At 59.4% G+C, this 26,004-nt stretch carries 23 protein-coding genes; 5 read left to right on the top strand and 18 right to left on the bottom strand.

From position 1 onward, the window contains the following. Positions 1–56: 56 nt before the first annotated feature. Entirely contained in the window at positions 57–1,907 is a 1,851-nt protein-coding gene (locus tag IHQ71_RS06860) for an Ig-like domain-containing protein (RefSeq protein ID WP_258161203.1), read from the top strand. 79 nt (positions 1,908–1,986) lie between these two features. Continuing rightward, complete coding sequence (locus IHQ71_RS31885) at positions 1,987–3,801, top strand: calcium-binding protein (RefSeq protein WP_308737923.1); 1,815 nt, start codon at positions 1,987–1,989, stop codon at positions 3,799–3,801. A gap of 31 nt (positions 3,802–3,832) precedes the next feature. Here IHQ71_RS31885 and IHQ71_RS06845 read toward each other — a convergent pair whose 3' ends face one another. The 4 genes from IHQ71_RS06845 to IHQ71_RS06830 form a co-directional block, all read right to left on the bottom strand. Next, on the bottom strand, positions 3,833–4,594 hold the full coding sequence (locus IHQ71_RS06845; RefSeq protein WP_258161202.1) for an amino acid ABC transporter ATP-binding protein: 762 nt from the start codon (positions 4,592–4,594) through the stop codon (positions 3,833–3,835). Further along, on the bottom strand, positions 4,591–5,274 hold the full coding sequence (locus IHQ71_RS06840) for an amino acid ABC transporter permease (RefSeq protein ID WP_258161201.1): 684 nt from the start codon (positions 5,272–5,274) through the stop codon (positions 4,591–4,593). The genes IHQ71_RS06845 and IHQ71_RS06840 overlap by 4 nt, the downstream gene beginning before the upstream one ends. Before the next feature lie 212 nt (positions 5,275–5,486). Beyond that, positions 5,487–6,260 carry an amino acid ABC transporter substrate-binding protein gene (locus tag IHQ71_RS06835; protein ID WP_258161200.1) on the bottom strand — a complete coding sequence of 258 codons (774 nt, stop codon included), beginning with the start codon at positions 6,258–6,260 and terminating at the stop codon, positions 5,487–5,489. Positions 6,261–6,509: 249 nt separating this feature from the next. Further along, a complete protein-coding gene (locus tag IHQ71_RS06830; protein WP_258161199.1) occupies positions 6,510–6,761 on the bottom strand; it encodes a DUF982 domain-containing protein in 252 nt (83 codons plus the stop codon). Positions 6,762–7,128: 367 nt separating this feature from the next. On the opposite strand from IHQ71_RS06830, the gene IHQ71_RS31880 reads away from it, so the two are divergent. Continuing rightward, positions 7,129–7,557 (top strand): M10 family metallopeptidase C-terminal domain-containing protein, encoded by a 429-nt coding sequence (locus IHQ71_RS31880; protein ID WP_308737922.1) that lies wholly within the window; start codon positions 7,129–7,131, stop codon positions 7,555–7,557. Between the two features lie 258 nt (positions 7,558–7,815). On the opposite strand, the gene IHQ71_RS06820 is transcribed toward IHQ71_RS31880, so the two are convergent. The 3 genes from IHQ71_RS06820 to IHQ71_RS06810 all read right to left on the bottom strand — a co-directional run bounded on the left by IHQ71_RS06820 (position 7,816) and on the right by IHQ71_RS06810 (position 10,707). After that, complete coding sequence (locus IHQ71_RS06820) at positions 7,816–8,883, bottom strand: cyclic nucleotide-gated ion channel (RefSeq protein WP_258161198.1); 1,068 nt, start codon at positions 8,881–8,883, stop codon at positions 7,816–7,818. A 420-nt stretch (positions 8,884–9,303) separates the two neighbouring features. Beyond that, a complete protein-coding gene (locus IHQ71_RS06815) occupies positions 9,304–10,368 on the bottom strand; it encodes a succinylglutamate desuccinylase/aspartoacylase family protein (RefSeq protein WP_258161197.1) in 1,065 nt (354 codons plus the stop codon). Between the two features lie 168 nt (positions 10,369–10,536). Continuing rightward, the gene (locus IHQ71_RS06810) at positions 10,537–10,707 is read right to left on the bottom strand and encodes a hypothetical protein (RefSeq protein ID WP_258161196.1); all 171 of its coding nucleotides are present in this window, start codon (positions 10,705–10,707) and stop codon (positions 10,537–10,539) included. 351 nt (positions 10,708–11,058) lie between these two features. On the opposite strand from IHQ71_RS06810, the gene IHQ71_RS06805 reads away from it, so the two are divergent. Beyond that, entirely contained in the window at positions 11,059–12,039 is a 981-nt protein-coding gene (locus IHQ71_RS06805) for a DUF2336 domain-containing protein (protein WP_258161195.1), read from the top strand. Positions 12,040–12,045: 6 nt separating this feature from the next. Here IHQ71_RS06805 and IHQ71_RS06800 read toward each other — a convergent pair whose 3' ends face one another. Continuing rightward, positions 12,046–13,266, bottom strand: a complete 1,221-nt coding sequence (locus tag IHQ71_RS06800) for a hypothetical protein (RefSeq protein WP_258161194.1) — start codon at positions 13,264–13,266, stop codon at positions 12,046–12,048. A gap of 271 nt (positions 13,267–13,537) precedes the next feature. Here IHQ71_RS06800 and IHQ71_RS06795 point away from each other — a divergent pair, with 271 nt between their 5' ends. Further along, entirely contained in the window at positions 13,538–14,569 is a 1,032-nt protein-coding gene (locus tag IHQ71_RS06795) for a calcium-binding protein (protein ID WP_258161193.1), read from the top strand. Positions 14,570–14,619: 50 nt separating this feature from the next. Here the strand turns inward: IHQ71_RS06795 and IHQ71_RS06790 are convergent, their stop codons facing one another. From IHQ71_RS06790 to IHQ71_RS06745, 10 genes are all read right to left on the bottom strand, one after another. Continuing rightward, entirely contained in the window at positions 14,620–15,855 is a 1,236-nt protein-coding gene (locus tag IHQ71_RS06790; RefSeq protein WP_258161192.1) for a M10 family metallopeptidase C-terminal domain-containing protein, read from the bottom strand. An 83-nt stretch (positions 15,856–15,938) separates the two neighbouring features. Next, complete coding sequence (locus tag IHQ71_RS06785) at positions 15,939–16,385, bottom strand: DUF1801 domain-containing protein (RefSeq protein ID WP_258161191.1); 447 nt, start codon at positions 16,383–16,385, stop codon at positions 15,939–15,941. Positions 16,386–16,830: 445 nt separating this feature from the next. Next, positions 16,831–16,959 carry a hypothetical protein gene (locus IHQ71_RS06780; RefSeq protein WP_258161190.1) on the bottom strand — a complete coding sequence of 43 codons (129 nt, stop codon included), beginning with the start codon at positions 16,957–16,959 and terminating at the stop codon, positions 16,831–16,833. A 344-nt stretch (positions 16,960–17,303) separates the two neighbouring features. Then, on the bottom strand, positions 17,304–18,524 hold the full coding sequence (locus IHQ71_RS06775; RefSeq protein ID WP_258161189.1) for a hypothetical protein: 1,221 nt from the start codon (positions 18,522–18,524) through the stop codon (positions 17,304–17,306). A 233-nt stretch (positions 18,525–18,757) separates the two neighbouring features. Beyond that, positions 18,758–19,990, bottom strand: coding sequence for a calcium-binding protein (locus IHQ71_RS06770; protein ID WP_258161188.1), 1,233 nt, complete (start codon positions 19,988–19,990; stop codon positions 18,758–18,760). Between the two features lie 541 nt (positions 19,991–20,531). Next, positions 20,532–21,776, bottom strand: coding sequence for a calcium-binding protein (locus IHQ71_RS06765; protein WP_258161187.1), 1,245 nt, complete (start codon positions 21,774–21,776; stop codon positions 20,532–20,534). A 260-nt stretch (positions 21,777–22,036) separates the two neighbouring features. After that, positions 22,037–23,290 (bottom strand): calcium-binding protein, encoded by a 1,254-nt coding sequence (locus tag IHQ71_RS06760; protein WP_258161186.1) that lies wholly within the window; start codon positions 23,288–23,290, stop codon positions 22,037–22,039. Between the two features lie 363 nt (positions 23,291–23,653). Beyond that, positions 23,654–24,871: a calcium-binding protein gene (locus IHQ71_RS06755; RefSeq protein ID WP_258161185.1), complete on the bottom strand. Its 1,218-nt coding sequence runs from the start codon at positions 24,869–24,871 to the stop codon at positions 23,654–23,656. A gap of 205 nt (positions 24,872–25,076) precedes the next feature. Then, positions 25,077–25,433 carry a hydroxyisourate hydrolase gene (uraH, locus tag IHQ71_RS06750; RefSeq protein WP_258161184.1) on the bottom strand — a complete coding sequence of 119 codons (357 nt, stop codon included), beginning with the start codon at positions 25,431–25,433 and terminating at the stop codon, positions 25,077–25,079. Then, positions 25,430–25,930, bottom strand: a complete 501-nt coding sequence (locus tag IHQ71_RS06745; RefSeq protein ID WP_258161183.1) for an ureidoglycolate lyase — start codon at positions 25,928–25,930, stop codon at positions 25,430–25,432. The genes uraH and IHQ71_RS06745 overlap by 4 nt, the downstream gene beginning before the upstream one ends. Between the last annotated feature and the right edge of the window lie 74 nt (positions 25,931–26,004).

Here is a 26,004-nt window from a genome sequence, read left to right as displayed (position 1 = left end):
CTAACCTTGATAGAACTTTTTCGAGGCACCTCACGTATTGCTAAACGAGTGATTACATGCAGAGATTCTTAGGTGGGGAAACCGTCGTCGTCGGACATCCCGATCTTCCTAACTATTCCACACCCAGCATATTCGAACTTCCCGAGGGAGGATGGGTTTCAACGTGGTTTGAATATTACCCTACGCCCGTCACTCGACAGCAGCGGTTCGACCAGAGTGGCAACAAGGTCGGCGATGTTATCACCATTGCCAATTACGGCTACGTCACGGTTGGGCTGGCGAATGGTGGGTGGGTTATTGGCTGGACTGGGGGGCGGAACGATGACGTGAGCGGGGCGCAGGGTATTGAAGCCAGAATCAGCCTCTATGACGCCAATGGCACTCCTTTGGTCTCCCAATTGCCGGTTAACAGTGGCTCTATTACGTACGACGCACTACCGTCGATCGCTGGCCTCGCGGATGGAGGTTGGATCGTGACATGGGCGGGCTATCCCGAGGGCGACCACAACTACGAACCCGATGTCTACCAGCAGCGATACAGCGCCTCCGGCGTGGCCTTGGGGTCCAATCAGCGTGTCAACACGAGCGAAGCGTTCGAACATGAGCTTGCAAGCGTAACTGCGCTCAGCGACGGTGGCTGGATCGTTGCCTGGGGCGGCGGCGAGAATCATAGCACGGGGGGCGGATACCAGAACGTCCTGCTACAGCGCTATGACAAGGACGGCAATGCGGTGGGAGGCGAAGTCCGGGTCAGTGATCCGGACAAGAAGACCTATGAGCCGCCATCGATCACCGAACTTGAGGATGGCGGCTGGGTGGTCGCATGGTGGAATGGCAGCCGGATATTCCAGCAGCGCTACGACAAGGACGGAAGTGCCCTAGGCGAACAAGCCTCACTCTACGGTGCATCGAGCCCGCCACAAGTCGATGCGCTTGCCGACGGCGGATGGGTGATGAGCTACTTCGCCTATTATGGCGACGATCTGGAACTTCGTGTGCAACCCTTCGCGGCCGACGGCGGTGCCGTGGGCGCCGAACTGGTCATTGATGCCGTTTCCGTCTATGAGCGCCACTCAATAGAAACACTCGATGACGGTCGATTTGTCGTCACTTTTGTATCCGACTCGGGAGGCGAAGTGCGACAGCAGATCTTCTCGATGGGTGAAAATGCCGTGCCGGTCTCGACGGATGATCAAGGCGCCATGCACGAAGATGATGCCCTGTTCGTCGATGTCCTCGCCAATGACACGGACGGTGACGGCGACAGGTTGACAATCGAATCTGCCACTGTCGTTCATGGTAGTGCCACCGTAGCGATCGATTTTGGTCAGCTAGTCGTGTACGACAAGAGCTATTACCTCACTAAGGGCGACACCGGGACGCTTGTCATCGAATATACGATGACTGACGGCTTCGAGACGGAGACCGGGCAGGTCACTATCCAAATCACAGGCGAACACTCGGATGGTGACCAGATCATGGGCAGTGGGGAAACGGACGCGCTTCGCGGCACGGAATCCTTCGATGAAAGCTATTTCGCACACGGCGGCAATGACTTAATTCAAGCCATGGGCGGCGACGATTTCCTTTGGGGCGAAGGTGGCAAAGACTGGCTCATGGGCGGAGATGACGACGATATTCTCGTCGGCGGCAAGGGCAACGACTTGCTCGAGGGCGGAGACGGCAAAGACGTTTACGTGTTTTTCCGAGGCGGCGGACGCGACAGAGTTCAGCTGGATTATGGCAAGACCGACATCATCGACCTCTCCGACTACGGCTTCAAGTCGTATAACCAACTCGACAAACTCGTGAAGCAGAAGGGCGGTGACTTCGTCATCAATCTGCCAGGCAAGGACTGGCTCTATATTGAAGACGGCGCCTATCACGGGGTGGATGCCATCATCTGAGCTGTCCCGAGGGCCTCTCTCTCGGAATTTCCTTTTGACATCAATCAGATAGCTTTTTATCACTATTCAAGGGCATACGATGACAAAGTTCATTGCCGATGAAATCACCACTCTCTCCACATCCGGCTCCCATCATTTCTCCAAGACATCCATCGACGAACTCGCAGATGGCGGATGGATTGTGACATGGGTGGTGGATGAGGGGGGTACAACGGGCGTTCGGATGCAGCGCTACGATGCGAGCGGATCCGAGGTGGGCGGCGAGCAGAATCTCGGACTCTTGTCCTCACCTGCGGTCACGACGCTGTCTGATGGCGGCTGGCTGATCACTGGCTGGGACTGGGACGCGACTACAAACACTTCAGTGGAAACTGCCTGGCGTTTCGACGCGTCCGGCCAGCGGGTCGAGTTGAACGATGCGATGGACGGAGGCTCCGAACGCATTGCGGGCCTGCCGGACGGGGGCTGGGTCGGCGTAGACCTGCAACAAGCCGGTGCGCAATGGGACCTCGTCCAACAGCGGTACGATGCCGATGGACAGCCTGTGGGTTCCAGCGTCACTCTATCAACCTTACCCTATTCCGGGATCTATGACAGCGACGTGACCGTGCTCGAAGACGGAGGTTGGGTCGCCACATGGAAGACGCTTGACACCTGGTATCAGCAGCACTTCACCAGCGACGGCATTGCGTCAGGCGCCATATCGACATATCCCGCGACCTATTTCTACACACCGATGATAGCGGCGATGAAGGACGGAGGCTGGATCACGCTCTACCAGCAGGGAGGTCTCCGCTATACCCAGCGCTATGACGCAAATGGAACAAAAGTCGGCGACGGTGCCGTCATCGGTGACGTGCCTGACGGCGGCACTCCGCTGACTATTGCCGGCCTGAGCAACGGCGGCTGGGCTATTGCGTGGTCGCATCTCTCAGACGAGGTTTTCCATTACTACGACACAGTGGTGCAGGTCTACGACGCCGATGGAACATCGGTGGGCCGCCCTTACGTCGTTCACGACCTGGTCGGCGTCGATACGAGGATCGAGGCACTGGATGGCGGTGCGTTTGTAGTGAACTGGGAGTGGAATGACGGTCAGTATACCCATGTAAAGCAGCGGATCTACCGCCCGACGGATAGCAACGATCCGCCCGTTGCCGTCGATGACGGCGGGACCGTGGCCGAAGGCGAACAGGTTCAGATTGATGTCTTGCAAAACGATGTTGTCGCCGATTGGGGCGACGTGCTCAGCGTCGAATCCGCAAGCGTCGTACAAGGGGAAGGCAGCGTAACGATTACCGAAAGCGGCCAATTGCTGGTGACGGACGCACATGACGACCTAGTCAATGGCCAGCAGGCAACGCTCGTCATCGAATATACCATGACCGACGGCTTTCATACGGCGACCGGTGAACTCGTTGTAACCGTCAACGGCGTCACACGTGCTGGCGATGTCGTCATGGGGACCCAAGGCGCCGATAGTTATCGAGGCATCAGCGGGTCGGAAACATATTACGGTCTCGGCGGCAATGACAACGTTCATACTAAAGGCGGAGACGATTTCCTCTTCGGCGGAGATGGCAATGACAAGCTCTTTGGCGACCGCGGCGACGACACACTTGTCGGAAGCAAAGGCGACGATGTGCTGGCGGGCGGCGATGGCTTCAACGAGTTTGTGATTTTTCGCGGCGATGGGCGCGACCGGATCCAACTCGGTAGAGATGGCTACGGCTACGGCAATACTTTGGATCTCACTGATTTCAACTTCAGATCAACTAACCAGCTCCACAAACTGGTGAAGGAAAGAGGCAACGACCTTATCATCGATCTGCCTGGCAACGGTTTGCTCTACATCGAAGACGGCGCAAATCGCGCCATATACGCCGACATCTGAGTAATCCTGCAAACGTCTTGCATCGCCGTCCTCAAATATCATAACTCACCGCCGTATTCAGCGAGGCGATAAACCGCTTCGTCCGTTCGCGCTCCGGCGTCTGGAAAATGTCCCTCGGCGCGCCGCTTTCCACCACAACGCCGGCATCGAGGAAGACGACGTGGTCGGCGACGCGGGAGGCCAGCCGCAGGTCGTGGGTGGCCATGACCATGGTCGTGCCTTCGCGGGCTAGGCGCGAGAGCACTTCGACGACTTCTTCCGCCAGTTCCGGATCGAGCGCCGAGGTGGGCTCGTCGCAGAGCAGCACGCGGGGCGATGGCGCGAGCGCGCGGGCAATGGCGACGCGCTGCTGCTGGCCGCCCGAGAGCGTCGAGGGCCAGGCGTCGGCCTTGTGCGCCATGCCGACCTTTTCGAGCAATTCGAGAGCGCGGGCCTTCGCCTTGTCTGCCGGCCATTTCAGCACTGTCAGCAGGCCTTCCATGACATTGCCGATCGCCGTCCGATGCGGGAAGAGCTGGAAATTCTGGAACACCATGCCGGTCTGGCGGCGGAGCTTTTGCACCTCGGTCCAGCCCGGCTTGCGGCCGGGGGTGAACTCGAGCTTCGCCTCGCCGAGGCGGATGGTGCCGGATGTCGGGATTTCCAAGAGATTGATCGAGCGCAGCAGCGTACTCTTGCCGCCGCCGGAGGGGCCGACCAGTGCGGTGACACTGCCCTCGGCAAGCGTCAGGCTGATATCCTTGAGCACATGGTTATCGCCGAACTTCTTTTCGATATGGCTGAGCTCGATCATGTCCGCGCCTCCAGATAGCCGCCATAGCGTTCGAAGCGCTTCTCCAGCCGCTCCTGCAGGGCCGAGAGCACCGAGCTCAACGCAAGATAGATCAGCGCGGCCTCGATATAGAGGATCAACGGCTCGTAGGTTGTGGCGACGATGCGCTGGGCGGTCTGGAACAGTTCCGGCACGGTGATGGCGGCGGCGAGCGAGGTGTCCTTGACCAGCGAGATGAAGGTGTTGGACAGCGGCGGCACCGAGACGCGGGTCGCCTGCGGCAGGATGGTGCGGCGCATGGCCTGGCTCCAGCTCATGCCGATCGAATAGGCCGCCTCCCACTGGCCGCGCGGCACCGACGAGATCGCGGCGCGAATGATCTCCGACGTATAGGCGCCGACATTGAGCGTGAAGCCGATCAGCGCCGCCGAAAACGCATCGAGCACGATGCCGGTACTCGTCGGCAGGCCGTAGAATATCACGAAGAGCTGGACGAGCAGCGGCGTGCCGCGAAAAATCCAGACGTAGAAGCGGGCGAGCCACACAAGTGGCTTCGGCGCAAAGAGGCGCGTGACGGCCGTGACCAGGCCGAGCGACAGGCCGAGCACGAAGGACAGCAGTGTCAGCGGGATGGTGAAGATCAGGCCGGCCCAGAGGAGTGACGGCAGCGAATCCAGCATCAGTTGGAGCCAGGGTGGCACGGTGGTGTCCTTCTGTTGATGGCGTGTAGGAAGAAAGTCCCCGCCCCAACCCCTCCCCACAAGGGGGAGGGGCTAACCCGTGGCGATGCCTTGCCCCTTCTAACCCTCGTCATATGTTGCTCTGGAGATTTGAGCAAAAGAGGTGCGGCTTGGTTAAGCCCCTCCCCCTTGTGGGGAGGGGTTTGGGGCGGGGTCTTTCTTACTATCTCTACTTACTTCGAAACATCCTGCCCAAAGTACTTATCCGCGATCTTCTGATACGTCCCATCCGCCTTGATATCCACCAGCGCCTTGTCGATCGCGGCCTTCAGGTCCGCATCGCCCTTGCGGAAGATGATGCCGGAATAATCCGCGTCCGCCTGTTCGGCGGCGATCTTCACCGGGGCGTCGGGCTTGTGCTTCTTGAAATCGAGGAAGGACAGGCTGTCGTTGATGGTCGCATCGGCGCGGCCGGTGAGCACCAACTGGATCGCCTGGTCGAACCCGTCGGTGCCGACCAGTTCGGCGCCGGAGGCTTCCGCCAGCTTGCCGAAACTCGAGGTCAGTGATTGCGCCGACTTCTTGCCCTTGAGATCGGCGAAACCCTTGATGCCGTCATCGTCGGCGCGCACGATCAGCACGGCCTTGGAGGCGATATAGGGTTCGGAGAAATCGTATTTCTGCTTGCGCTGATCGGTGATGCCGACCTGGTTGACGACCACGTCATAGCGGGTGGCATCGAGGCCGGCGATCAGGCCGTCCCACTTGCCTTCGAGGAACTCCGCCTTGACGCCGAGCTTCTCGGCGACGGCCTCGCCGATCTCGACATCGAAGCCGACCAGCTTGCCATCCGGGTCATGGAAGGTGAACGGGGCGTAGGTGCCCTCGGTGCCGATCTTCAGCACGCCAGCGGATTTGATCGCGTCGAGGTTCTCGCCGGCCTGGGCGGGTGCGAGCAGTACCACTTGCAGAAGTGCGGCGCCCGCGATGATTTTCAGCCAATTCATTGTCATTCTCCATTCTCACGTCTTGGGGTGGCGGGAGAATAACAAATCGAACGCGCCAACGTTCAGCAGCGCATTGCGCAAAAATGCGGCAGATGCGGAATATTATTGCGCGTTTTGCGGAAAGACTGTCGCGACGTTCGGGCCGAGGCGATTTCGGCGATTTTCAACCGGAGGCGTGGAATCGCAAACCATCCGCGTTGGCGAAGCGGGTCGGACCGCTCGCATCATGCGACCATTCATAGCCCGGGCTCAGCGCCCGTCGACCGCCAGTTCGGCCTCGCGGGCGGCGAGCAGCAGCGCGCGGCGGGCATGGATGACGGGGCGGCGGCCATCAAGCACGGCGGCGCAGGCGCGCAACGCCTTCATGAAGGCGGAACCATCGAGCCTCGGCCATTTCTCGGCCAGGAACCAGGCTGCCTCGCCAGCGCTTCTGATGGTGATTTTTCGGGCGCCGCCCGAACTCAGGGTTACCGGTATGCTGAAAAATTTGTCGTCTGTCATGCTCATTCTCCGGCGCATCAAACGCAATGAGCGGGAAAAGGTTCCACTGAAAATCCGATAACATTGCAATCACTTACCGGTGATCAGTGTTGCTTCCCCTGGCAATGGCGGCCGCTTGCGCTCCAGCCCCCGCAAACTAAGACGCAAAGGCTGTGCCAGGCTGGATTATCAGAGGATTCTAATGGTTCAGACGTTGTCCGGAGGCGGGACGGCGGCAACGGAAACTTAAGGCGCCGTTAAGGGTGCCAAGCGATGCGGCCGTAAGAAGCGCAATAAGCACTTTAGGTTGATTGCATATTGCCGATCTTTTTGAAATAAAACCCGCAAATCTTACGAAACTGATTCGCAATGAGAGAGAGATAGCAGCATGGCAACGATTACCGGAACCAACAAGAGCGACATTCTCAACGCCGCGGACGGTGTGACCGATCTTCAGGATTTCCTGTTCGGCAAACAGGGCAAGGACCAGCTTTTCGGCCTTGACGGTGACGATTTCCTCAACGGCGGCCAGGGCAAGGACCAGCTGACCGGCGGCGAAGGGGCGGACACGTTCGTGTTCACCAAGGGTTCCGGCAAGGACACGATCACGGATTTCGAGTTCGGCGTCGATATGATCCACATATCCAAGGGCGGCTTCAAGGGCATCAAGGATGCCGACGACGTGGCCAAGCACGCCAAGGAGCTGAAGAACGGCGACGTCGAGATCAATCTCGGCAAAGGCACCAAGATCGTGCTCAAAGGCGTCGATATCGACCACGTCAAGCAGCACGCGGACGAGTATTTCGACGTCGTGTGATCTTTTCCGGCGGATTGCGAGACATGCTAGGCGGCCGGTCGCAAGAACCGGCTGCGGCCGCCGACAAACGCTTCCACGGCATCCTCGGGCTTGTCCCGAGCATCTGGTAGCGGAAGATAAATACGTTATTTCAATTACTTACAGCACTTGAAACGGTTTGAAGACATATAAGTAGGACGGCGCGAGCCGCCCTTCTTATCGGGAAGCTGAGTGGACATCGTCGCTTTCGCCATGCGGTTCAGTGGAGAGATGAGGCTCTCAAGCTTTCGGCAACAAGTCGCGCCGCTCACGCGCGGTCCTGTGGATGATATCCGCGATTTCGGTATTGCTGCTCGACAGAATCTGGAAGTCGATTGCGTGTAGCGACAGTAACGAGACCTCGGTTGCGGCACTGACCGTCGCCGAACGGGGCTGGCCGCTGACGAGCGCCATCTCGCCGAAGAAGCCGCCAGGTCCGAGCTCCACCGGGCTCGGGGTCGTGACCGTGACACGGCCCTCGACGATGAAGAACATCTGTTCTCCCGTCTCACCCTTGCGGCAGATAACGGTGCCAGCCGGCACAATGCGTGGCCTGAGCGCGCGGACGACCTCGATGAGCGCAGCCGGCCCAAGCTTCTGGAACAGCGGCACGGCCGCAACCAGTTGCCAATTGCGCACGAAGTCCTGACGGCGGACTTCTTGGTAGAAACCGGTGGCGAGGATGCCGGCCCAGAGCGCAAAGATGCCGATGCCACTCATCATCACCAATCCGGCAAGGACGCGACCGGCGAAACTCTGAGGAGTCGCATCGCCATAGCCGGTTGTGGTCAGCGTCGCCACCGCCCACCACATCGCCTGGGGAATGCTACCGAAGTCGTCCGGCTGAGCGTCACGCTCGATGAGATATGCGGCAAGCGCAGTGCCGAACAGGACGATGCCGAAAATCGAGGTGACACCGATCAGATTGCGCGCCTCGTTGGCCAGGACCCTGCCCAGCAGCCGGAAGTAGGTGGAATGGCGCAGGGGCTTCAGCAGCCAGATTGCACAATAGAGATATCGATCACGCGTGCCTATCAAAAGGAACGCAGCAAGCGGGATCAGAACAGCGAGCACATCGATGGTCAGCGCAGGCAGGTTTATGCTGTCCCCGCTTGTCCGCTGCACGATCAGCGTCCCGATAAGTTGCAGTCCATAGACGGTCCAGATGCCGGCGAGCAGGATCTGCAGCAAGTAGCCAGTTTGTGCGGAAATGTCCGGCGTCGTCAGTGCAGCAACCGCCAGCAATCCGATAGCAGCGAGAAGCGCGTTCAGCCGCGCGGAAATCCTGGAGAAAGGCAATGCCGACATTCGATCTCCCCCAGAACAGCCCGACACTCCGCTCACGATAAGATACATTCAGGCCAGGCGCAAACCGTGCAGGGGCGCAGCCTTCGGCCCACCAATTTCCAGACACAGCTACTACCGATCGAGGCACTGTCCGTGGGCCGCGGGGGGCCGCCTCACATACGGCCCCGGACATCTTTCCGCCAGGATCAGAGGCGATCGCCTTGGCCGCTCGCCCATGTACGACGCTTGCCGATCGCTTGAGCCCCGACGAAAACCTGCTCTGGCAGAACGTTTCAATTTGACCATGAAAGGCTCGCCGATCCTCGGGGCAAGCCCGAGGAACACGTCGTGGGTTGTGCGAAGTCTGTCAACAAGCGAACCCGGCTGCAACGACAGCCGGCTTTTTGTTTGCCCAAAGGTAGGAACGAGACTTTGTTCCCCTCAATCCTCCAGCCCGCCGCCCTTCTTCCGCTTGGCCTGCGACAATTCCCGGCTGGCGATCTTCATCAGGTTGTCGGTCCGGCGCACGAAGCGCCTGGTGATGCGGGTGACGATCGTGCCCTCGGCGGGAGCGGTAACCTTCACGTCGCCCGCGGCGTCGCCCGGCGTGGTGACGATGGTGGCGAGATGGTCGCCCTTTTCCACGACCTCGCCGTATTCGCGCTCGAACAGCACCATGCCGGTGACCGGTGCATCGACCATCTGGACATAGTCGAGGCCGGCGACGACGCCTTCGAAGCTTTCCTTGCGGATCGGCTCGCCTTTGAGCACGCCGCGGCGCTGCAGGAAGGCGTAGAGGCCCTCGGCGTCCATGCGGCCGAGGACGGGATCGACATCGGCGAGGCCGCGAAACTCCATGGTCAGCGAGATGCGGCCTTCGTGCCAGGCCTTGCGGTTGCCGAGCGGGCCGTGCTGCCAGGCATGCGTGACTGCGTCTTCAAAGGCGGATGACTTGCCGTCGGAGAGCAGCACGGCTTCGAGGCCGATGCTCTCTGCGAGATCGGTCGCCTCAGGCCACCAGACCTCATGCAGATAGGCGTAGAGCTGGCTTTCGTCGTCGCAATGAAGGTCGAGCATCAGGTCGGCGCCCGACGCCATATGCAGCAGATGGTGCTTGAGCTGTTCGGCGGCGAGCAGTTCTTCGACGCCGTCGAGCAGGCTGTCGCGCTCATCGCCCGACAGCAGCGGATAGTCGCGGTTGAAATTGGTGCGGCTGCCAAGATCGAAACGGCCTTCGTTGGCGCCGTTGACATATTGGCTGGCGCCGACCGGGTTGGCCTTGGGCACGATGGTGATGCTGCCCAGGATATCGCCGCGCTTTTCGGCGGCTTCCAGCATGGGGATCAGGAAATGCAGGGCCGCGACGCCGGGCAGTTCCTCGGCATGGAGTGCCGCCTGCATATAGGTCTTCGGCGCGGAGGCGTCGGCCCCCGGAAATTTGACGACGGGCAGGCGGAATTCGACACCTGATGTGTCGCCAGCGATAGCGATCTCGGACTTTTGCATGATGATGATTCCAGAATGAGGCTCTGGAACTGTCCTAGCGCATCGAGGCGCAAAGCCGCAATCACGCGGAGGAAATAAAGGGAAGCGTCCCGCAGACCGGGTCGTCAGACACGCCGCCTGGCGTGAAAATCCCGGGTGGCGGCCCGGAGGGTCAATTTGCCATTCAAATCAATGCTTCTTCCGCTTTGTGCCGGTCGACCGCGTCTCGGGACGGTGGCCTTCATCGGTCCAGCGCTCGTAACGGACGCCGGTGAAAAGCAAAATCCTGGCTTCGCAAGGCTCACTCGGCCGCTTGGGCTGTTTGTCGAGCCTTTCCTGTAATCGTATCACTTCTGCCATTCTCTCGTCTCCTGATTAGGATTTGAGACGGATGAACTTGAGATCGATCTCATCCTGCCGATGGCCGGCAGACGCTTTCCCTCAACCTGAATCGGGATCGGGACAGTCGCGTCTTTCTCCTTTCTTCAGCCGTCGGGGTAACTTTTACCTCAGCCCAGGCGGCCAGTCTGTTACGCATGAAACACGTTGGGCGCCAAACATTAACGCCCCCTTAGCACTCGTGATCACAACATGGCATAGTTAACACTCCATAAACAGTTTGCATATAATTTTCAGAACGACCTCTTGTTTATGCGTATTGCAGGTAACTTTCGCGTGTCTGACCGATTTAGAGAATTGGAAACCCCGCTCATGCGGATGAAAGATGTGGTGCTGATGGCGACTGTGTCGAGCTTCGAGAACATGGCGCAGCCGGGCCGCCACGAGCTGAGGCAGTTTTCCGAACTCTTCGAGCCGGTCTTCAAGGCATCGCGTGTGGAAGCCAAGCGCAACGCCATCGCTGCAATCTCGCGCTGCGCCACCGTGCCCGATCAGGTCGCCTGGTTCATTGCGACACAACCGATCGCGCTCGCCGCGATCTTCATCACCACCAGCCCGGCGATATCCGACGAAATGCTGATCCAGATCGCCCGCACCCAGGGTCCGCTCCATGCCAAGGCGGTTGCCGCGCGCGAAAACCTCTCCGTTGATGTGGTGGATGCGCTGGTCTCGCTGCATACCGCGCTCGAAAAGCACCGGGGCGAGGACGAAGCCGCGCCACGCGATGCGGAAACCGCGCTGATCGAGGAACAGGGTTTCGCGGTGACGCGCGAGGAGCAACTGCGCCAGCAGCTCAAGGCGCTGGTCCATCGCGACACGCTGGCGCGCGACGCCGAGACGGCGGAAAGCATCGACGATACGCGCACCAGCCTGCTGATCCGCTTCGCGCGGTTGAAGGAAGCGCGCCGCTTTTCCTTCACGCTGGCCGATGCGCTGGGTTCCAGCCGCTGGCTCTCCGAACGCATCATGCTCGACCTCTCGGGCCAGCAGTTGGGCACCGCGCTGATGGCGCTGGGGCTCGACGAGGCCGACGGGTGCTTCATGCTCACCCAGTTCTACCCGCATCTCAAGGAGATGGCAGGCACCGAGAGCCGCGCAGCCACGCTGTGGTCCGGCCTCGATCCGGAACGTTGTGACGACCGCATGCGCGCATGGCTGCGCGCCGACGACTATGCCGAAGGCCGGACGCCAGAGGACGAACAGGCCGCCAACGCCAACGACGCCCCTGCCCTGCCGCAGACGGCGGAACGGCCGGTATTTGGACGCAGACGGGCCGTGGGGGCGAAGCGGTAGGTCGCTTCACCCGAACAGGAAATCGCCCTTGTCGAAGTCGCCGATCACTTGCTTCTCGACCAGGATGAAATCGGTGACGTTCTCGGCGGCGAAGGAGATGCGGACGTCATTGCCCGATTTGACGAAGTCAAGATCGCCAAAGCTGTCGTAGAGCGTGAAGCCTTCGATGCGGATACGATCCTGGCCCTGCTTGAAATCGGTGATCGTGTCGCCGCCATCCAGCATGGCGTAGCGGAAGAGATCCCGGCCGCCGCCGCCGGTGAGGGTATCGTCGCCCAGCCCGCCCTCCAGGTCGTTATTGCCGCCATTGCCCCTGAGCGTGTTGGCGCCGTCGCTGCCGGTCAGGCTGGCGTTCTTGCCGCCCGTCAGAATGAGGTTCTCGAGTCCGCTGGCGAGCGTGTAGGAAACGCCGGTCCGCACGGTGTCGATGCCCCCACCGTCGGTGATAACGATATCGGCCGATTTCACGACGAAAAGATCGTCGCCGATGCCGCTGTTGATCTGGCCGACGAATTTTCCTTTGTCGATGAACCTGTTGTTGCCGGCGCCGAAGAAGATATCGCCGTAGATGGTCCCGCGATTGGCGAAGCTGTCCTCTCCATCGCCACCGTAATAGGCGGCGCCGGCGCGCGCGGAAATCAGCCCTGCATTGGTGATCCTGGCTATGTCGCCAGCACCGGACACGACCTGGACGGCGTTGACGGCGAGAATCTCGCTTGCCCTGCCGAGCGTGATCGTGATGTCAGGCGCTTCGAGGCGTATTGCGCCATAACCGGTGATGACGCCATGATTTTCGAATTCGAACGCGCCCGCCGTCGCATTCTGGCGCACGGCGAAGCCATTGAAGACTGCGGAGATCTCGCCATAGTTGACGAGACTGCCGGCGGACTCCTGGAGGTGGATGCCGACATTGCTCGCGTCGATATGGCCCCGGTTGACGATATCGGAGGATACCGCGGTGAGGCTTATGACATTGGTGCCGGTGAGATAGCCGCCTTTGTCGACGGTGACCCTGGTGCCCTCGGCATCGATGTCGAGCACGGGGTCGGTGCCGAATGAGCCAAGCGTGCCCCGGATGCGAAGCTCGTTTCCGTGGGCCTGGGTACCAAGATACACTGCGGGGCCGCTGTTGGTGAGTATCCATGAGCTGGGATCGAGAATATAGATACTGTCGCTCAGCGCGGGGATCTGCGTGGAATTGCTGCTGGAAAAGTAATGGGTGGCCAATGCGACTCCTCCAATGGTTGGACGGCAACAACTGCGCGGCGACATTACCATCTGCAGGCGAGAAAAGAAGAGGCGATCACGCACCTGACTGGTGGCGAAGAAATCCCCCTTTTCGCAATCGCTGACTTCTGGTTCGAGACGAGGGTCAAGGTGACGGCGAAGCTGCAACCTGCATGACGGGTTTTACCTTGCGGGCGTGTATCCGATGCGTCATCTTCCGCGGCAGGCTGGATCGCGGCATTGGTGCAGGCGGCGGCCGAGGGGACGGGACATGGCATCATACAGTTTCAACGCGGATAGCATCGGCGACAACATCCAGGCCGATCTCGGGGGATTCGGATTCGCCTATGTTGGTGAGAACGTGACCGTCGCAAGCCTTCTCTCCTTCACGATCCAGGGTTCGGGTTCCCTTCATTCGGTCTTTGTCGAGGGTACGGTCGTGGGCGTCAGCGCGATCTTGCTGGGCGACGACCCGGATGTCGACGCGGGCCAGCAGCTGTTCATCGGCGAGCAGGGATCGGTGATAGGGATGGTGCCGAATTTCAACGCGATTCAACTCACGGGAAGCGGCTCGCGGATCGACAATCGCGGTGAAATCCACAGCGCCTTCCAGGGCGTCACCGTGATCGGCAACGACGCCGGCGGCAGCGTATCCAGGCTCGACAATCACGGCACGATCGAGGCGACCAGCTGGGCGGTCGCGCACCAGGGATCGGAGAGGTTCGTCGTCCGGAACTGGGGTCTGATTTCGTCGTTCGACGGTAATGCAATCACGGGCGCGTTCGGCAGCGCGGTCGAGGAAATCGTCAATCTGGGCGAGATCGTGGGCAGCGTCTATCTCGACGGCGGGAACGACCAGTTCGACGGGCGAAAGGGCATCCAGTCATTGGTCGATGCCGGCAGCGGCGACGATGCCGTTCTCGGCGGGACCGGCAACGAGATCCTTGCCGGCGGCGCGGGAAAGGACATTCTCTCTGGCGGCGGCGGTCGCGATACCTTCGTTTTCGACGCAGCTCCCATAGCCGCCAACGCGGACCGGATCACGGATTTCAACACGAAATTCGACCTGATCCGGCTGGACAGTATCGACTTTGCCGGCCTCGCCGCCGGCGCGCTCGCAGTCGATGCGTTCATCGCCAACAGAGGCGGCAAGGCGCAGGATGCCGAGGACCGCATCATCTACGAGACCGATACCGGCCGCCTGCTTTACGACGCGGACGGCAAAGGCGGCGACGCCGCCGAACTGGTCGTCACGCTCTCCAAGGCACTTAGATTGACTGCCGCGGACTTTTTCGTGATCTGACGCCGAAAACGGCGGAACGTCGTTCCGCGGTACGCGGTGGCGAAACCGTCTCAGCCGAAAAGGAAATCGGCTTTGTCGAAGTCGCCGATCTTCTGGTTTTCCACCAGGATGAAATCGGCACCGTTCTCGTCGGCGAAGGAAATCCGGACGTTGTTGCCCGACTTGATGAAGTCGAGGTCGGCGAAACTGTTGAACTGGGTGAAGCCCTCGATGCGGATGCGGTCCTGGCCCTGCTTGAAATCGGTGATCGTGTCGCCGCCATCGAACTTGGCGTAGATGAAGGTGTCCCTACCGCCGCCGCCGGACAGTGTGTCGGCAGCGGTGCCGCCCGCGATCCGGTTGTCGCCCGCATTGCCGATCATGATATTGGCATCGGCGTTGCCGGTCGCGTTGGCGTTCCTGCTGCCCGTCAAGCGCAGGTTTTCCACCTCTTCGGGCAATGTGAAGGTCACGCCGATGCGGATGCTGTCGGTGCCACCGCCGATGTTCTCATCGACCAATATCCCCTTCCTGAGCACGAAGAGGTCGTCGCCGGTACCGCCGCTGATATAACCTTCGAACCTGCCCTTGTCGATGAACCGGTCGTCGCCGCCCCCGAAGTTGATGTCACCAAATATGGTCCCGCGATTGGTGAACGTGTCCCGGCCGGCGCCGCTGTTGTAGGCGTAACCCGCTGCGTTCGACATCAGGCCATGGTTGACCACTTCAGCGGTGTCACCCGACTGGGAGCTTACCAGCATCCCGATGACACCGTAGATCCTGCTGGACCTGCCGAGAGTCACCGTCAACTCGCCCGCTTCCAGCGCCAGCCCGCCATATCCCGAGATCACGCCATGGTTCTCGAGGTGGAAGTCACCGCTGGCCGTACTCTGGCTGACCGCATAGCTGCTGGCGGATGCCGCTGCGATCTGGCCATTGTTGATCAGCCGGCCCACCGATCCATCCAGCAGGATGCCGGTCAAATCGCCGCTGATGAAACCGTTGTTGATGATGTCGGCGGACACATCCTCCAGCCCGATCCCTATCTGTGCTGTGATGTTGCCGCTCTTCTCGATCACGATCCGGGTATCCTCGGCATCGACATCGAGGGCAGGATCGCTGCCGCTGGCCGAACCAATCGTGCCCCTGATGCGCAGGACGTTGCCGCCCGCCGCCCCGGTGACGTGCACCGCTGGATCGGAGGCCGTGTAGACCCAGGAGTCGGGCAAGAAGATATAGATGTTGCCGCTCTGGTTGATCGTGAATGTGGTGAACTGCTGAACACCGACAAGGATCGTATCGACCATGGATCTTGCTCCTCTTGCGGTCGCCGCCAATGTCCCGGTTCAACCCTACACCGAATTTCCCGTATTGGCGATTGTGGAACGCGTCAGGTTCCGCGCTTCCGAGCCGACGCCTTGACGAAATCGGTCACCGGTACGGAACGTATCGCCTCCGCCACCGCGTCGAGATCGAGCTTGTCGAGGGATTTGAACCGGACGCAGGCGGCACCCATGTCAAGCTTGAGCTCGTTTTCGCGATAGCGCCGCTCGAAACTCTCCTTGACGCCGGGGACACCGCAATAGAGGCCGCAGAGATAGACCGCCATATGGTTTTTCTGGCTGGCCAAAGCCGCCAGCATCAAGGGCTGGCCGTTATAGGTCTTCGGCTGGATCGCGAGCGGCACCTCGTAGACGATCATGCCCCAGTTCATCGATTCCTCGTATCCCTCGGGCAGGTTTTCGAGAATGATGGCGCGGACGCGTTCGAGGGCTTCGCGCCTGGTGGGCGCAAGCTCGGCGAGATAATCCTCGACGGTAGTGGAAGTCGATCGCATGAAGGCAGTCTAGATCGCTTCATTGTTAAATGGAATCATTCTGTTGGCCGAGACGGAGTCGGATATTCGTTCGGTCGGCGCGCGTCGTAGCCCAGTTCTACGGCCAAGGCGACCGAACGAATAGGCGGCCCGTATCGGCCAACCCTCCCGCAGATTTGCTAAAGCAAATCTGCAAGACATTAGAATCGCCGATCGTCGCGAAGCGCGACCGGTGGGGCCGGGCATCTTTCCGCCAGGATCAGAGGCGATCGGCTCGGACGTACATCGGGGTATGCCCTTCGCCAATCGCCTCTGCCCTGACGAAAACCTGCTCCGGCAGAATGCTTCCATTTAACAATGAAACGATCTAGCGGGAAAACGCGGTCGGCCAAGCAACAAAAAAATCCCGGAACAGCGCAGGGGAACGCCATTCCGGGACTGGGGGTCAAAAGCCTGGGGGGAGGCTTCAGAAAATCGAAAGACGGCGTTCCTGATCTTCGCGGGCCTCGCGGCTCGAAGCGATGATCGAGGATGCAAACGTGGCCACGAACATGGCCGAAATCAGTGTGGCGAACAGGCCGAGCGCAAATGTCATTGTCTCATCCTCTTGGCTTGGAGCACCTTTTGCATTGTGCGGAGGCTCCGTTACTTGGCTGGTAAACGATTGTCAGGCGCCGTTTATTCGGCCTCGCTAATCATTTCCTTGCCCATGAACGTAACATCTCACGCTTTTGTTTCATCGGAGTGTCGAGACAGGGTGAATTTTGTTTCAACATCAGCAAGGAGCCGGTTTGGCCGGCGATGTGGGAGCCCGAACCGGCGGAGTACACTCCATCTTCACCATCAATCAATGCAAGGGTGACAGATGCCGCGTCGCAGGCGTGAAACAAAGCCGCCCCGAACGGACCGGGGCGTCTTGCTCGAAATCGAGAGCGGGATTCAGGCGAAATAGGCGTAGGTGATATTGCTCTTCAATGTATCTTCGATGATCAACCGGTCGCCACCACCGAATTTGATCACCACATCGCCGTTCACCTGGACGATATCGAGATTGTCGAACTGCAGCTGGCTCTGGACCATCGGGGCTTCTAGGAGATCGCCACCATCCTCAAAATCCGAGATGCGATCGACACCGTCGCCCTGTTGGAAATGGAAGATGTCGTTCGCCAGTCCGCCGGTCATGACGTCATTGCCCTTCGCGCCATAGAGATTGTCTTCGCCGTTCAGGCCCTTGAGGTGATTGTTGCCGCGGTTGCCGGTCAGGTCATTGTCGAGCACGCTGCCGGTGGCATCAATGTTCTTCCTGCCCTTGAGGTCGAGCGCCTCGACATGCAGGCCGATCTTGTAGGACACGGACGAACTCACGCGGTCGTAATCGGAATCATTGCCGTCAGTGAACTTGACCTTGCTGGCGACCAGGATCGTCTCGTCGCCGGCGCCGCCCTCGATCGTGCCCTTGATCTCGCCCTTTCTTGTGTCGATGAAGTTGTTACCGCCGGCGAGCACCACGTCGCCCAAGACCTTGCCCTTGTTGACGAAATGCAGGTTGCCGAGATCAAGCTCGATGGCCACCTCGCCGCCATCGATCGTGCCCCGGTTGAGGATTTGGGCGTCGCCCGCTCCATTCAGCAGAATGGCCTTGAGCGGCCCCAATATTCGGGCGCCGGCATCGTTGAAGATATAGGTGCCATTGGCGCCGGCCGAAATGCCGTAGTTCGAACCGTCGAGCAGGCCGTTATTGTGAATCTGGCTGCCGTCACCTTCGAAATGGACCGCGATATGGCCGCCTATGGTGCCGAAATTCGTCAAGTCAGCCCATATGGCACCGTGGAAACCCGCCTCGACGCCCCTCATGATACCGCGGTTGACGACGTCCGATCCGGCGCCGTCAGCCGAGATGCCGTAATAGGCATGTTTGCAGTTGATGAAGGAATCCTTGCCGACTTCGACGGAGGATGTCGAGCCATCGAACCTGATGCCCGCCCTGCCGATACCGACGACCTTGATATCGCCCCTGATGATGATCTCGCTGTTGAAAGCGCCCTCAAAGATCGCGTCCTCATTAGAGGTGGTGATCTTGGCGTTCTTGGTCAGGGTCCAGGTTTCGTTCGGAAGATTGAGAAGCCACTGCGTATTGCGGTCGGTGTTTTGGACAGGCATTTTCAGTTCTCCTAAAAGGTTGGCTGATCGAATGCATGAACGGCGACTGTGAGCCCGTTACGACTCGATCGCAAGCGGCGAATCCGGGGCCATGGCGAGTCACCACGCCTTGAGGATACGCGACAGCACATTCTAATATTCATATCCGGTGACCGGCCGGATGAAACGCAAAAGCCCCGGCGGTGAACCCGCCGGGGCGCCCTGTTCGCGGCACCTGATTTCACAGGTCGGCGTCAGATGGTGAAGAAGTCGCTCTCGTCGAGCTCGGCCAAGGTCACGCCCTTGATGAAGAGCGAGTCGTCGCCGTAGGTAAGCAGCACGCCGCCGTTTTTCTGGGTCAGATGATTGGCAAGGAGATCGGCTTCGTTGCCGGCGAAGGGCGTGTAGATGACGTCCTCGCCATCGACGAAGTCCTCGACCACGTCGTGGCCGCTCCCCTTGCGGAAGTCGAACATGTCCTGGTCGGCGCCGCCGAAGAGCCTGTCGTCGCCCTTGCCGCCCTTCAGGTAATCCTCGCCGGCCATGCCTTTGAGCACGTTGTCGCCCTTGTTGCCGGTCAGCACGTTGTCGCCTTCATTGCCGGTGGCGCTGGCGTTCTTGTTGCCCTGCAGGATCAGGTCCTCGAGGTTTTCACCCAGCGTGAAGGACACAGTGGACTTGACCTTGTCGTAGCCGAAACCGGGCTGCTCGACGATATCAGTGTGGGAGTCGCCGATGATGTAGATGTCGTTGCCGTCACCGCCATTCACCTGGCCATCGAAATTGCCCTTGCGGGTGTTGAAGACGTCTTCGCCGGCGCCGAGATTGACGTTGCCGTCGATCGTGCCCTTGTTGATGACGGTCGTATCGGCAGCACCGTCGTTGATCGCCGTCTGGGCTTTGATCAGACCGGAATTGTGAAGCACGGCGGTCCCGTCACCGATGAGGTGCACGGCAGTCGTATCGGCGGTGATCTTGCCACCCTTGAGGTTTTCGATCACGGCTCCATCCGCGTTGGCGAGGACACCGAAGACATCGCCGGCAATGCGGCCGCTATTGGTGAGATCAAGCCCATCGCCTGCCATCAGGCCGATCTGGCCGCTGAGCATCAGGCCGCTGTTGACGACCTGCGCATAGTCACCGACCGCAACGGCCGACGACGAGCCGGTGATGCCGCCCGCATTGTTCAGCGAGAAGTTCGCGCCGGTGGCGTTGAGGCCGACATTGGCACCGAGGCCGTTGATATGTCCGCCGAGCAGGACGTCGACATGGGTGTTGTTGCCGGCAACACGGACGACGCTGGTCGTGTCGGTGGCTGTCGCTTCACCCTTGAGTATCAGCGTGTTGTTGTTGAAGCCGGCGGCGACGTCGATCGCGAACTCTCCCGACGTCTCGATAAGGGCGTTCGCGCCCAGGATGTAGGTGTCGTTCGAGGTGTCGATCATCCAGGTCGTTTCGAGATCCTGGTTCTGCTTTATCGTTCCCATGGTGGTTTTCCTTTGTAGGTTTAGTTTCGGTTTCAGGATGCCGGGTGGCTTCCTTGAAACAAAAGCTACAGGAAAAACTCGGGAGCGAAGTTACATGAGGAACAGGTAAATTGATAAAATTTAATTGATTCAATTACTTATTTTTTAGAACTGCTTTCGCCCGAGACCGTCGTTGCGGCCTCGGGGCAGGGCTCATAGCGGCGAAACCTCTCCATGGCGGCTTTCGGCCCTGTGGAGCGTTCGTTTCATGGTTCGAAGAAATCGACGGACCGGCAGACGGGATTATTCCCGACGGTCGGAAGCCGTGTTACCTCTGAAACAAGCGTATGAATGAGATTGGGAAACGCATGCGCGATGCGGACGGGGCGGCGGGTCGGCATGGGACAGACCAGAAAAATAACGCGCCCCGGCAGTGTGTGGTCCGCCTTGCCGGGGCGCATCTGATCACCAGATACTGAACGCCGGTGTCAGAAGGAGATATTGATGTGAGGTATGCGGATTGGACGAAACCGGCCGCCGGATATTCGGCGGGCAATTGAAATCAGATGGTGAAATCGTCCATCCAGCCAAAATCGGCGGCGGCCATGCCCTTTACCAGGATCTCGCCGCCCTGGTATTCGATCAGCGCACCGCCCTTGACATCAGTGATGTCCAGATCGTCGAAACCGGACTGGCTGATGACGCCATCGATCCGGATCCTGTCGAAATGATCCTCGAAGTCGATGATCGTATCACGTCCACCCTTAAGAGTGAAAAAGAACGTGTCGCCCTCGGAACCACCGACGAGCGTGTCCCTGCCCGCGCCGCCGGCGATGTAATCGCTGCCACCGCGCCCCTTGATCACGTTGTCTCCGATGTTGCCGATCAGGCGGTTACCGCCCAATTCACCTGATGCATCGATGTCCTTCTTGCCGAGGAGTTGCAGCGACTCGACATTGGCGGTCAGCTTGTAACTCACGGTCGAGAGCGCGTAGTCGTAACCCTCGCTGAGCACCTCGACGACCTTCACGGACGACTTGCCGATGTAATAGGTGTCGCCGTCATCGCCGCCGTAGACCGAGCCGGTGATCGAGCCGCGCCGTCCGTCGAACGTATCGCTGCCGTCGCCCATATAGACATTGCCTGATATGCGGCCGGAATTGATGATCTCGATATTGCCGATGCCGTCGATGATCGCGGCACTCGGCGCCTTGATCAGGCCGTGGTTCTCGATCGTGCCGCCGCCGGCGCCCATCAATTCGATCCCAACCTCATGGAGAGACCTGAGCACCCCGCCCTTTTCGTTGACGATGGAGGAACCCGCGAGATAGCCGCTGACCGCGTCGGAATTGCCGCCGCGGATCAGGCCCTCGTTGATCACCTCGAAGCCGCCTTCCGAGAAATAGACGCCATTCTCCGCTTTGATCACGCCATAATTCGCCAACCTGCCTGCGCCTGTGCCATAGACACCCGAGGAGTCGCCCTGGATCAGGCCATGGTTCACCAGTTCCGTGCCAGTGCCATCCATCATCACGCCGCCGAAGGCATCGCGGCCGTCGAGATGGCCGGTCTTGCCGACATAGACCCTGGAGCCATCATCCTGGAACCGGACAGCGAACATGCCGCCGCCGGAAGCCGTCACGTCGCCGAGAATGCGAATGTTGGAATTCTGGATGCCGGCGCCTTCAACGATGCCGGAAAAGCCGGAGGTCTCGACCTCGGCATTCCTGGTGAGAATCCAGGTGTCGTTGCTCGTCGTCATCACCCACGAGGTGTCACGGTCGGTCTTCTGGAAATGCGTTGCCACTGGCTGTCCCTAACGTCTGCTTCAAATTTCAAGGGGAAGACGCTGGTGTTGGCCGGTTTATTCCCGTTTGTATGCAAATGAATTTCCTGGCGCCGCAGCGTGACGCGGGCGTGAAACATTTGGATTGGATATCTGCCCCCGGCAGCAGAGGTCCGCCCTGCCGGGGCGCTCCGGCAATCGCCGCCATGCCGGTGCCGGAGAAGATCGAGATAGACCCTGCTGAAAGTTTCCCGCAGGGCCTCGATTGGAAATTCAAGCGATCAGAAGCCGAGGATGAAGTCGTCATTGCCGAGGTCATCGAGGTCCATGCCCTTGATGAACATCGAGTTTTTGCCGTATTCGATCAGCACGCCGCCCTGGGTTTCGGTCGCATGGTTGTCCAGCATGTTCTGAACATCCGCCTCTGACGTGATGAAGTTGGAGAAGATGACATCCGATCCGTCCTGGAAGTCCTTGATCGTGTCGTGGCCGTTCTTCGTGTTGAACTCGAAGATATCGCTGTCGGCGCCGCCGATCATCAGGTCGTTGCCGCGTCCGGAACCGAGGTAATCCTCGCCATTCATACCCCGCAGGACGTTGTCGCCCTTGTTGCCATAAATCGAGTTGTTGCCCTCGTTGCCGGTGCCGTTGAGGTCCTTGCCGCCAAGAAGGGTGAGGCTTTCGATGTTTTCGCCGAGCGTGTAGCTAAACTTGGCGAAGACTTCATCCATGCCTTCGTCGAAGAGCTCCGCGATGGCGCCCGACTTGTGGGAGAGGATATACGTGTCATTATCCTCGCCGCCAAAGACCGTGCCTTTCAACGTGCCGCCAAGAATCTGGAACGTGTCCTCGCCGGCTCCCAGTTTCACGTCGCCATCGATCGTGCCGCCCTTGCGGTTGCTGATGGCGGCATCGCCTTCAGCGTCGGCGATCGCGGTCGGCCCCTTGATCAGGCCGTGGTTGATCACGACAAACGTACCCTCGCCCGTGCTGTTGACGGCGGTGTCGCCGCCCTTGATGACGCCGTCCGTCTCGTTTCTGACGCCGGAGCCTTGAGCAACCGCGTTGACGCCATAGGTATCGCCAAGGAGCTTTCCGGAGTTGACGACCTCAAGGCCGCTCTCGTTGCCGGCGACCGCGCGGTCAGCCGAGATCCTGCCGCTATTGTATACCGTGGTGAACTCCCCGCCGACGATGCCCGAAAGGCTGGCATTGATCGTGCCGGCATTGTGGATTTCAGCTGCGCTACCCGTCACATGGATGCCGACATTGACGAATGGCGCATCGATGACCGAGTTCTTGCCGATGAGAAGTTTGGTGTCCTCGGCATCGATCCGTATCGCCCGCATCACGGGCCCGGCGACACTGATATCGCCAAGGAGCTTGATCGTGTTGCCGGTGAATTCGGCACCAAGGTCGATCGCCTCGGTGCCGTTGGTGGTGATCGACGCATTGCCGGCGAGTATCCAAGTGTCGTCGCTCGTATCGATATTCCAGGTGCCGGTGAGATCGTTCTTTTGCGTGTGCGTTGTCATCTTGTTGGTCCCGCTTGTTCGTTTTGTTTCAGTCTCACAGGTTGGGACGGCGCCGGGGGATGGATTATTCCCTTGAGCAATTTGATGTGTTCCACGCGGAACTCGCGCTGCTTGAGGCAGATAGCAGCCTTCGACATGGTCCATTCGACTGTTTTGATTGTTTCAGAGTTCGAGGCCGGGGATTACGCGTCGGCGAAGTTCGTCGTCGCGAGGTTGTACAGGTCGCCCTGAATGCCATCGATCTTGACTGTATCAGCCATGGCACTCTCCACCGGGCGCGAGGCCTCCAAGACCGCCGCAAGCGCGGGCCCGGCCGAAACGCCGGGCCCCCTGCTTCATCGTCGCGCCAAGATAGACAAGCACTCAAACGAAGGAGAAGAAGATGTCGAGAAGATCGGCCTTGTGATAATCTTCGATGGTCAGGCTGTCGTTGCCTGAGGTGATGACGACATCGGTGCCCTTGTCCTTGGCGTTTGCCAGCACGTCGGCGAAATCGTCGAATGCCTTCCAGGCAGAGAGATTGATGAGATCGACCGCGCCGGATACGAAGTCGGTGATGGTGTCGTTGCCGTCCTTGGTTCCGAAGAAAAATGTATCGGAGCCTGAAGAACCCGTCAGCTCGTCGTCTCCACGGTGACCATAAATGGAATCGTCGCCCATATCGCCATTCAGCGTGTTGTCGCCGGCATTTCCGTGCAGGATGTTGTTTTCGCTGTTGCCGGTGCCATCGATGTTCTTCTTGCCGAGCAGGGTCAGGTTTTCGACATTCAGGTCGAGTGTGTAGGATATCGCGGATTTGATCGTATCGGTTCCCTCGCCGATTTCCTCGCTCAGACCGAGATCGGCGCTGTCGACGAACATCGTATCGTTGCCGAGGCCGCCAATGACAAAACCTCGGACCATCGTGCCGCCGAGACCGTTGAACACATCGTCGCCCTCGCCGAGATCGACGCCGCCGGAAATGGTGCCCTTGTTGCGGATGTTGATATTGCCTTCGGCATCAACGATGGACGTGGTGGAACTTCCCGTAACATTGATCAAGCCCAGGTTGACGATCCTGTTGGCGTCACCAGTCTGGAGGTCGATCGTTATCGCTATGTTATTCCCGGAAATTATGCCGTTCCTGCCGTTGGTGATGCTCAGTCCGTCACCCTGGGCAACGTCGATTGCATATTGACTGCCCAGGATCTTGCCGTTGTTGACGATCTTGCCATCGGTGCTCGCCTGGACGAAAACACCGATGCCGCCGCCGCCGACAATCAACCCGTTATTGACCAGGACCTGCTCCAGCCCGGACATGCCCGCGCCCCAGCCGCCCTGGAGAAAGCCGGTCTCTCCAACATGGATTTCGGATCCCTCCCCGCCGATAAAGGCTGCGAATTCCATACCGATGACGCTGCCATCGATGTTGAAAATGTTATTCTTGGCAAGATCGCTGTCCCCGACCGTCGCATTGGGTTCGCCCATATCGGGCGTATCCGTGATTACCATGCCGGTCCTGGTGATATTGATGATGTTATTGTTGTCCTCAATGAAGACTTCATCGGTCAAAATCTTCCTGATCGTGGTGGTCTTGGCCATCCGTCGCTCTCTTTTCTAAAAAGTGTTTCAGCAATGATTTTGTCCCAAGATCATCTGCAATGAAACGTATGATTTAATCAAGAGAGCATGCAGTCAGAAGTGGAAGTGTTTCGCGCGGCCCGCTACAGTTCCCTGACCACTTGGCTTTGTTGACGGCCACGGAGGTATCAATAACAGACCATTGAATACGCCGCTGGCGGGCTGATCAGCTGCCGCGATAAGTCGCATAGCCGAAAGCTGAAATCAGCAGCGGCACGTGGTAATGCGCCTCGGGATCGGTGACGCCGAAGCGGATCGGCACGACATCGAGGAAGGGCGGATCGCTGAGCTTGTGGCCGTGGAAGCGGAGATACGGCCCGGCATGGAAGACCAGTTCGTAGATGCCCTTGCGGAAATTCTCGCCCTGAAGGATCGGGCCGCCATCGATGCGGCCATCGGCATTGGTGTGCACGGTCCTGATATATTCGCGAACTTCGTCATTGATGCGGAAGATATCGATCATCACGCCCTTGGCGGGCTGGCCGAGACCGGTATCGAGAACATGGGTTGTGAGACCGCTCATCGGGAAATCTCCAGAATGACATATGGTGCAGAATAGAAATATTCTTCCAGATTGTTGCCCGGCCCGCTACGGTCGATAACGAGAAAATCACTGATTTCTTCGAGCGCCATCAAGGGATGATGCCAGACATTCGCGCGGTAGTTGACGCCCTGCCGACCGCTCGCAAGAAATACCCGCGGGACGCCGGGCCTGCCGCCTTCGTCCTCGGCCACCACCACCAGCCAGGGCCTTTCCTGCAGCGGATGGAAGCTCTGGCTGCCGAAGGGATGGCGCTCCATCATATCGACTGTATAGGGCAACCTGCGCGGCTGGCCGCGGAACAGATTGATGATGACCTCCGCCCCCTCGCCGAGTGCCTGGGCGTGACCCAGCGCATGGAACCGCTCGGTCGTGCCGCCATTGATCAGCCGCATGGTGGCGGGATCGGCCTCGATGAGATCGCCGAACGCCGCGAAGGCGGATTTGGTGAGCGGATGGATAGCGAGGGTATGGGGCATGGCAGATGATTAGCGCATCAGGGTGCTAAGTGTGAAGTGTCGCGTATTGGTTTGAAGGACGGCATGTGCAATAT

Origin of the sequence: Rhizobium sp. TH2, assembly GCF_024707525.1 — a bacterium.
In the GTDB taxonomy this organism is placed as follows: Bacteria; Pseudomonadota; Alphaproteobacteria; order Rhizobiales; family Rhizobiaceae; genus Rhizobium_E.
This window is presented reverse-complemented; position numbering and strand designations above follow the sequence as displayed.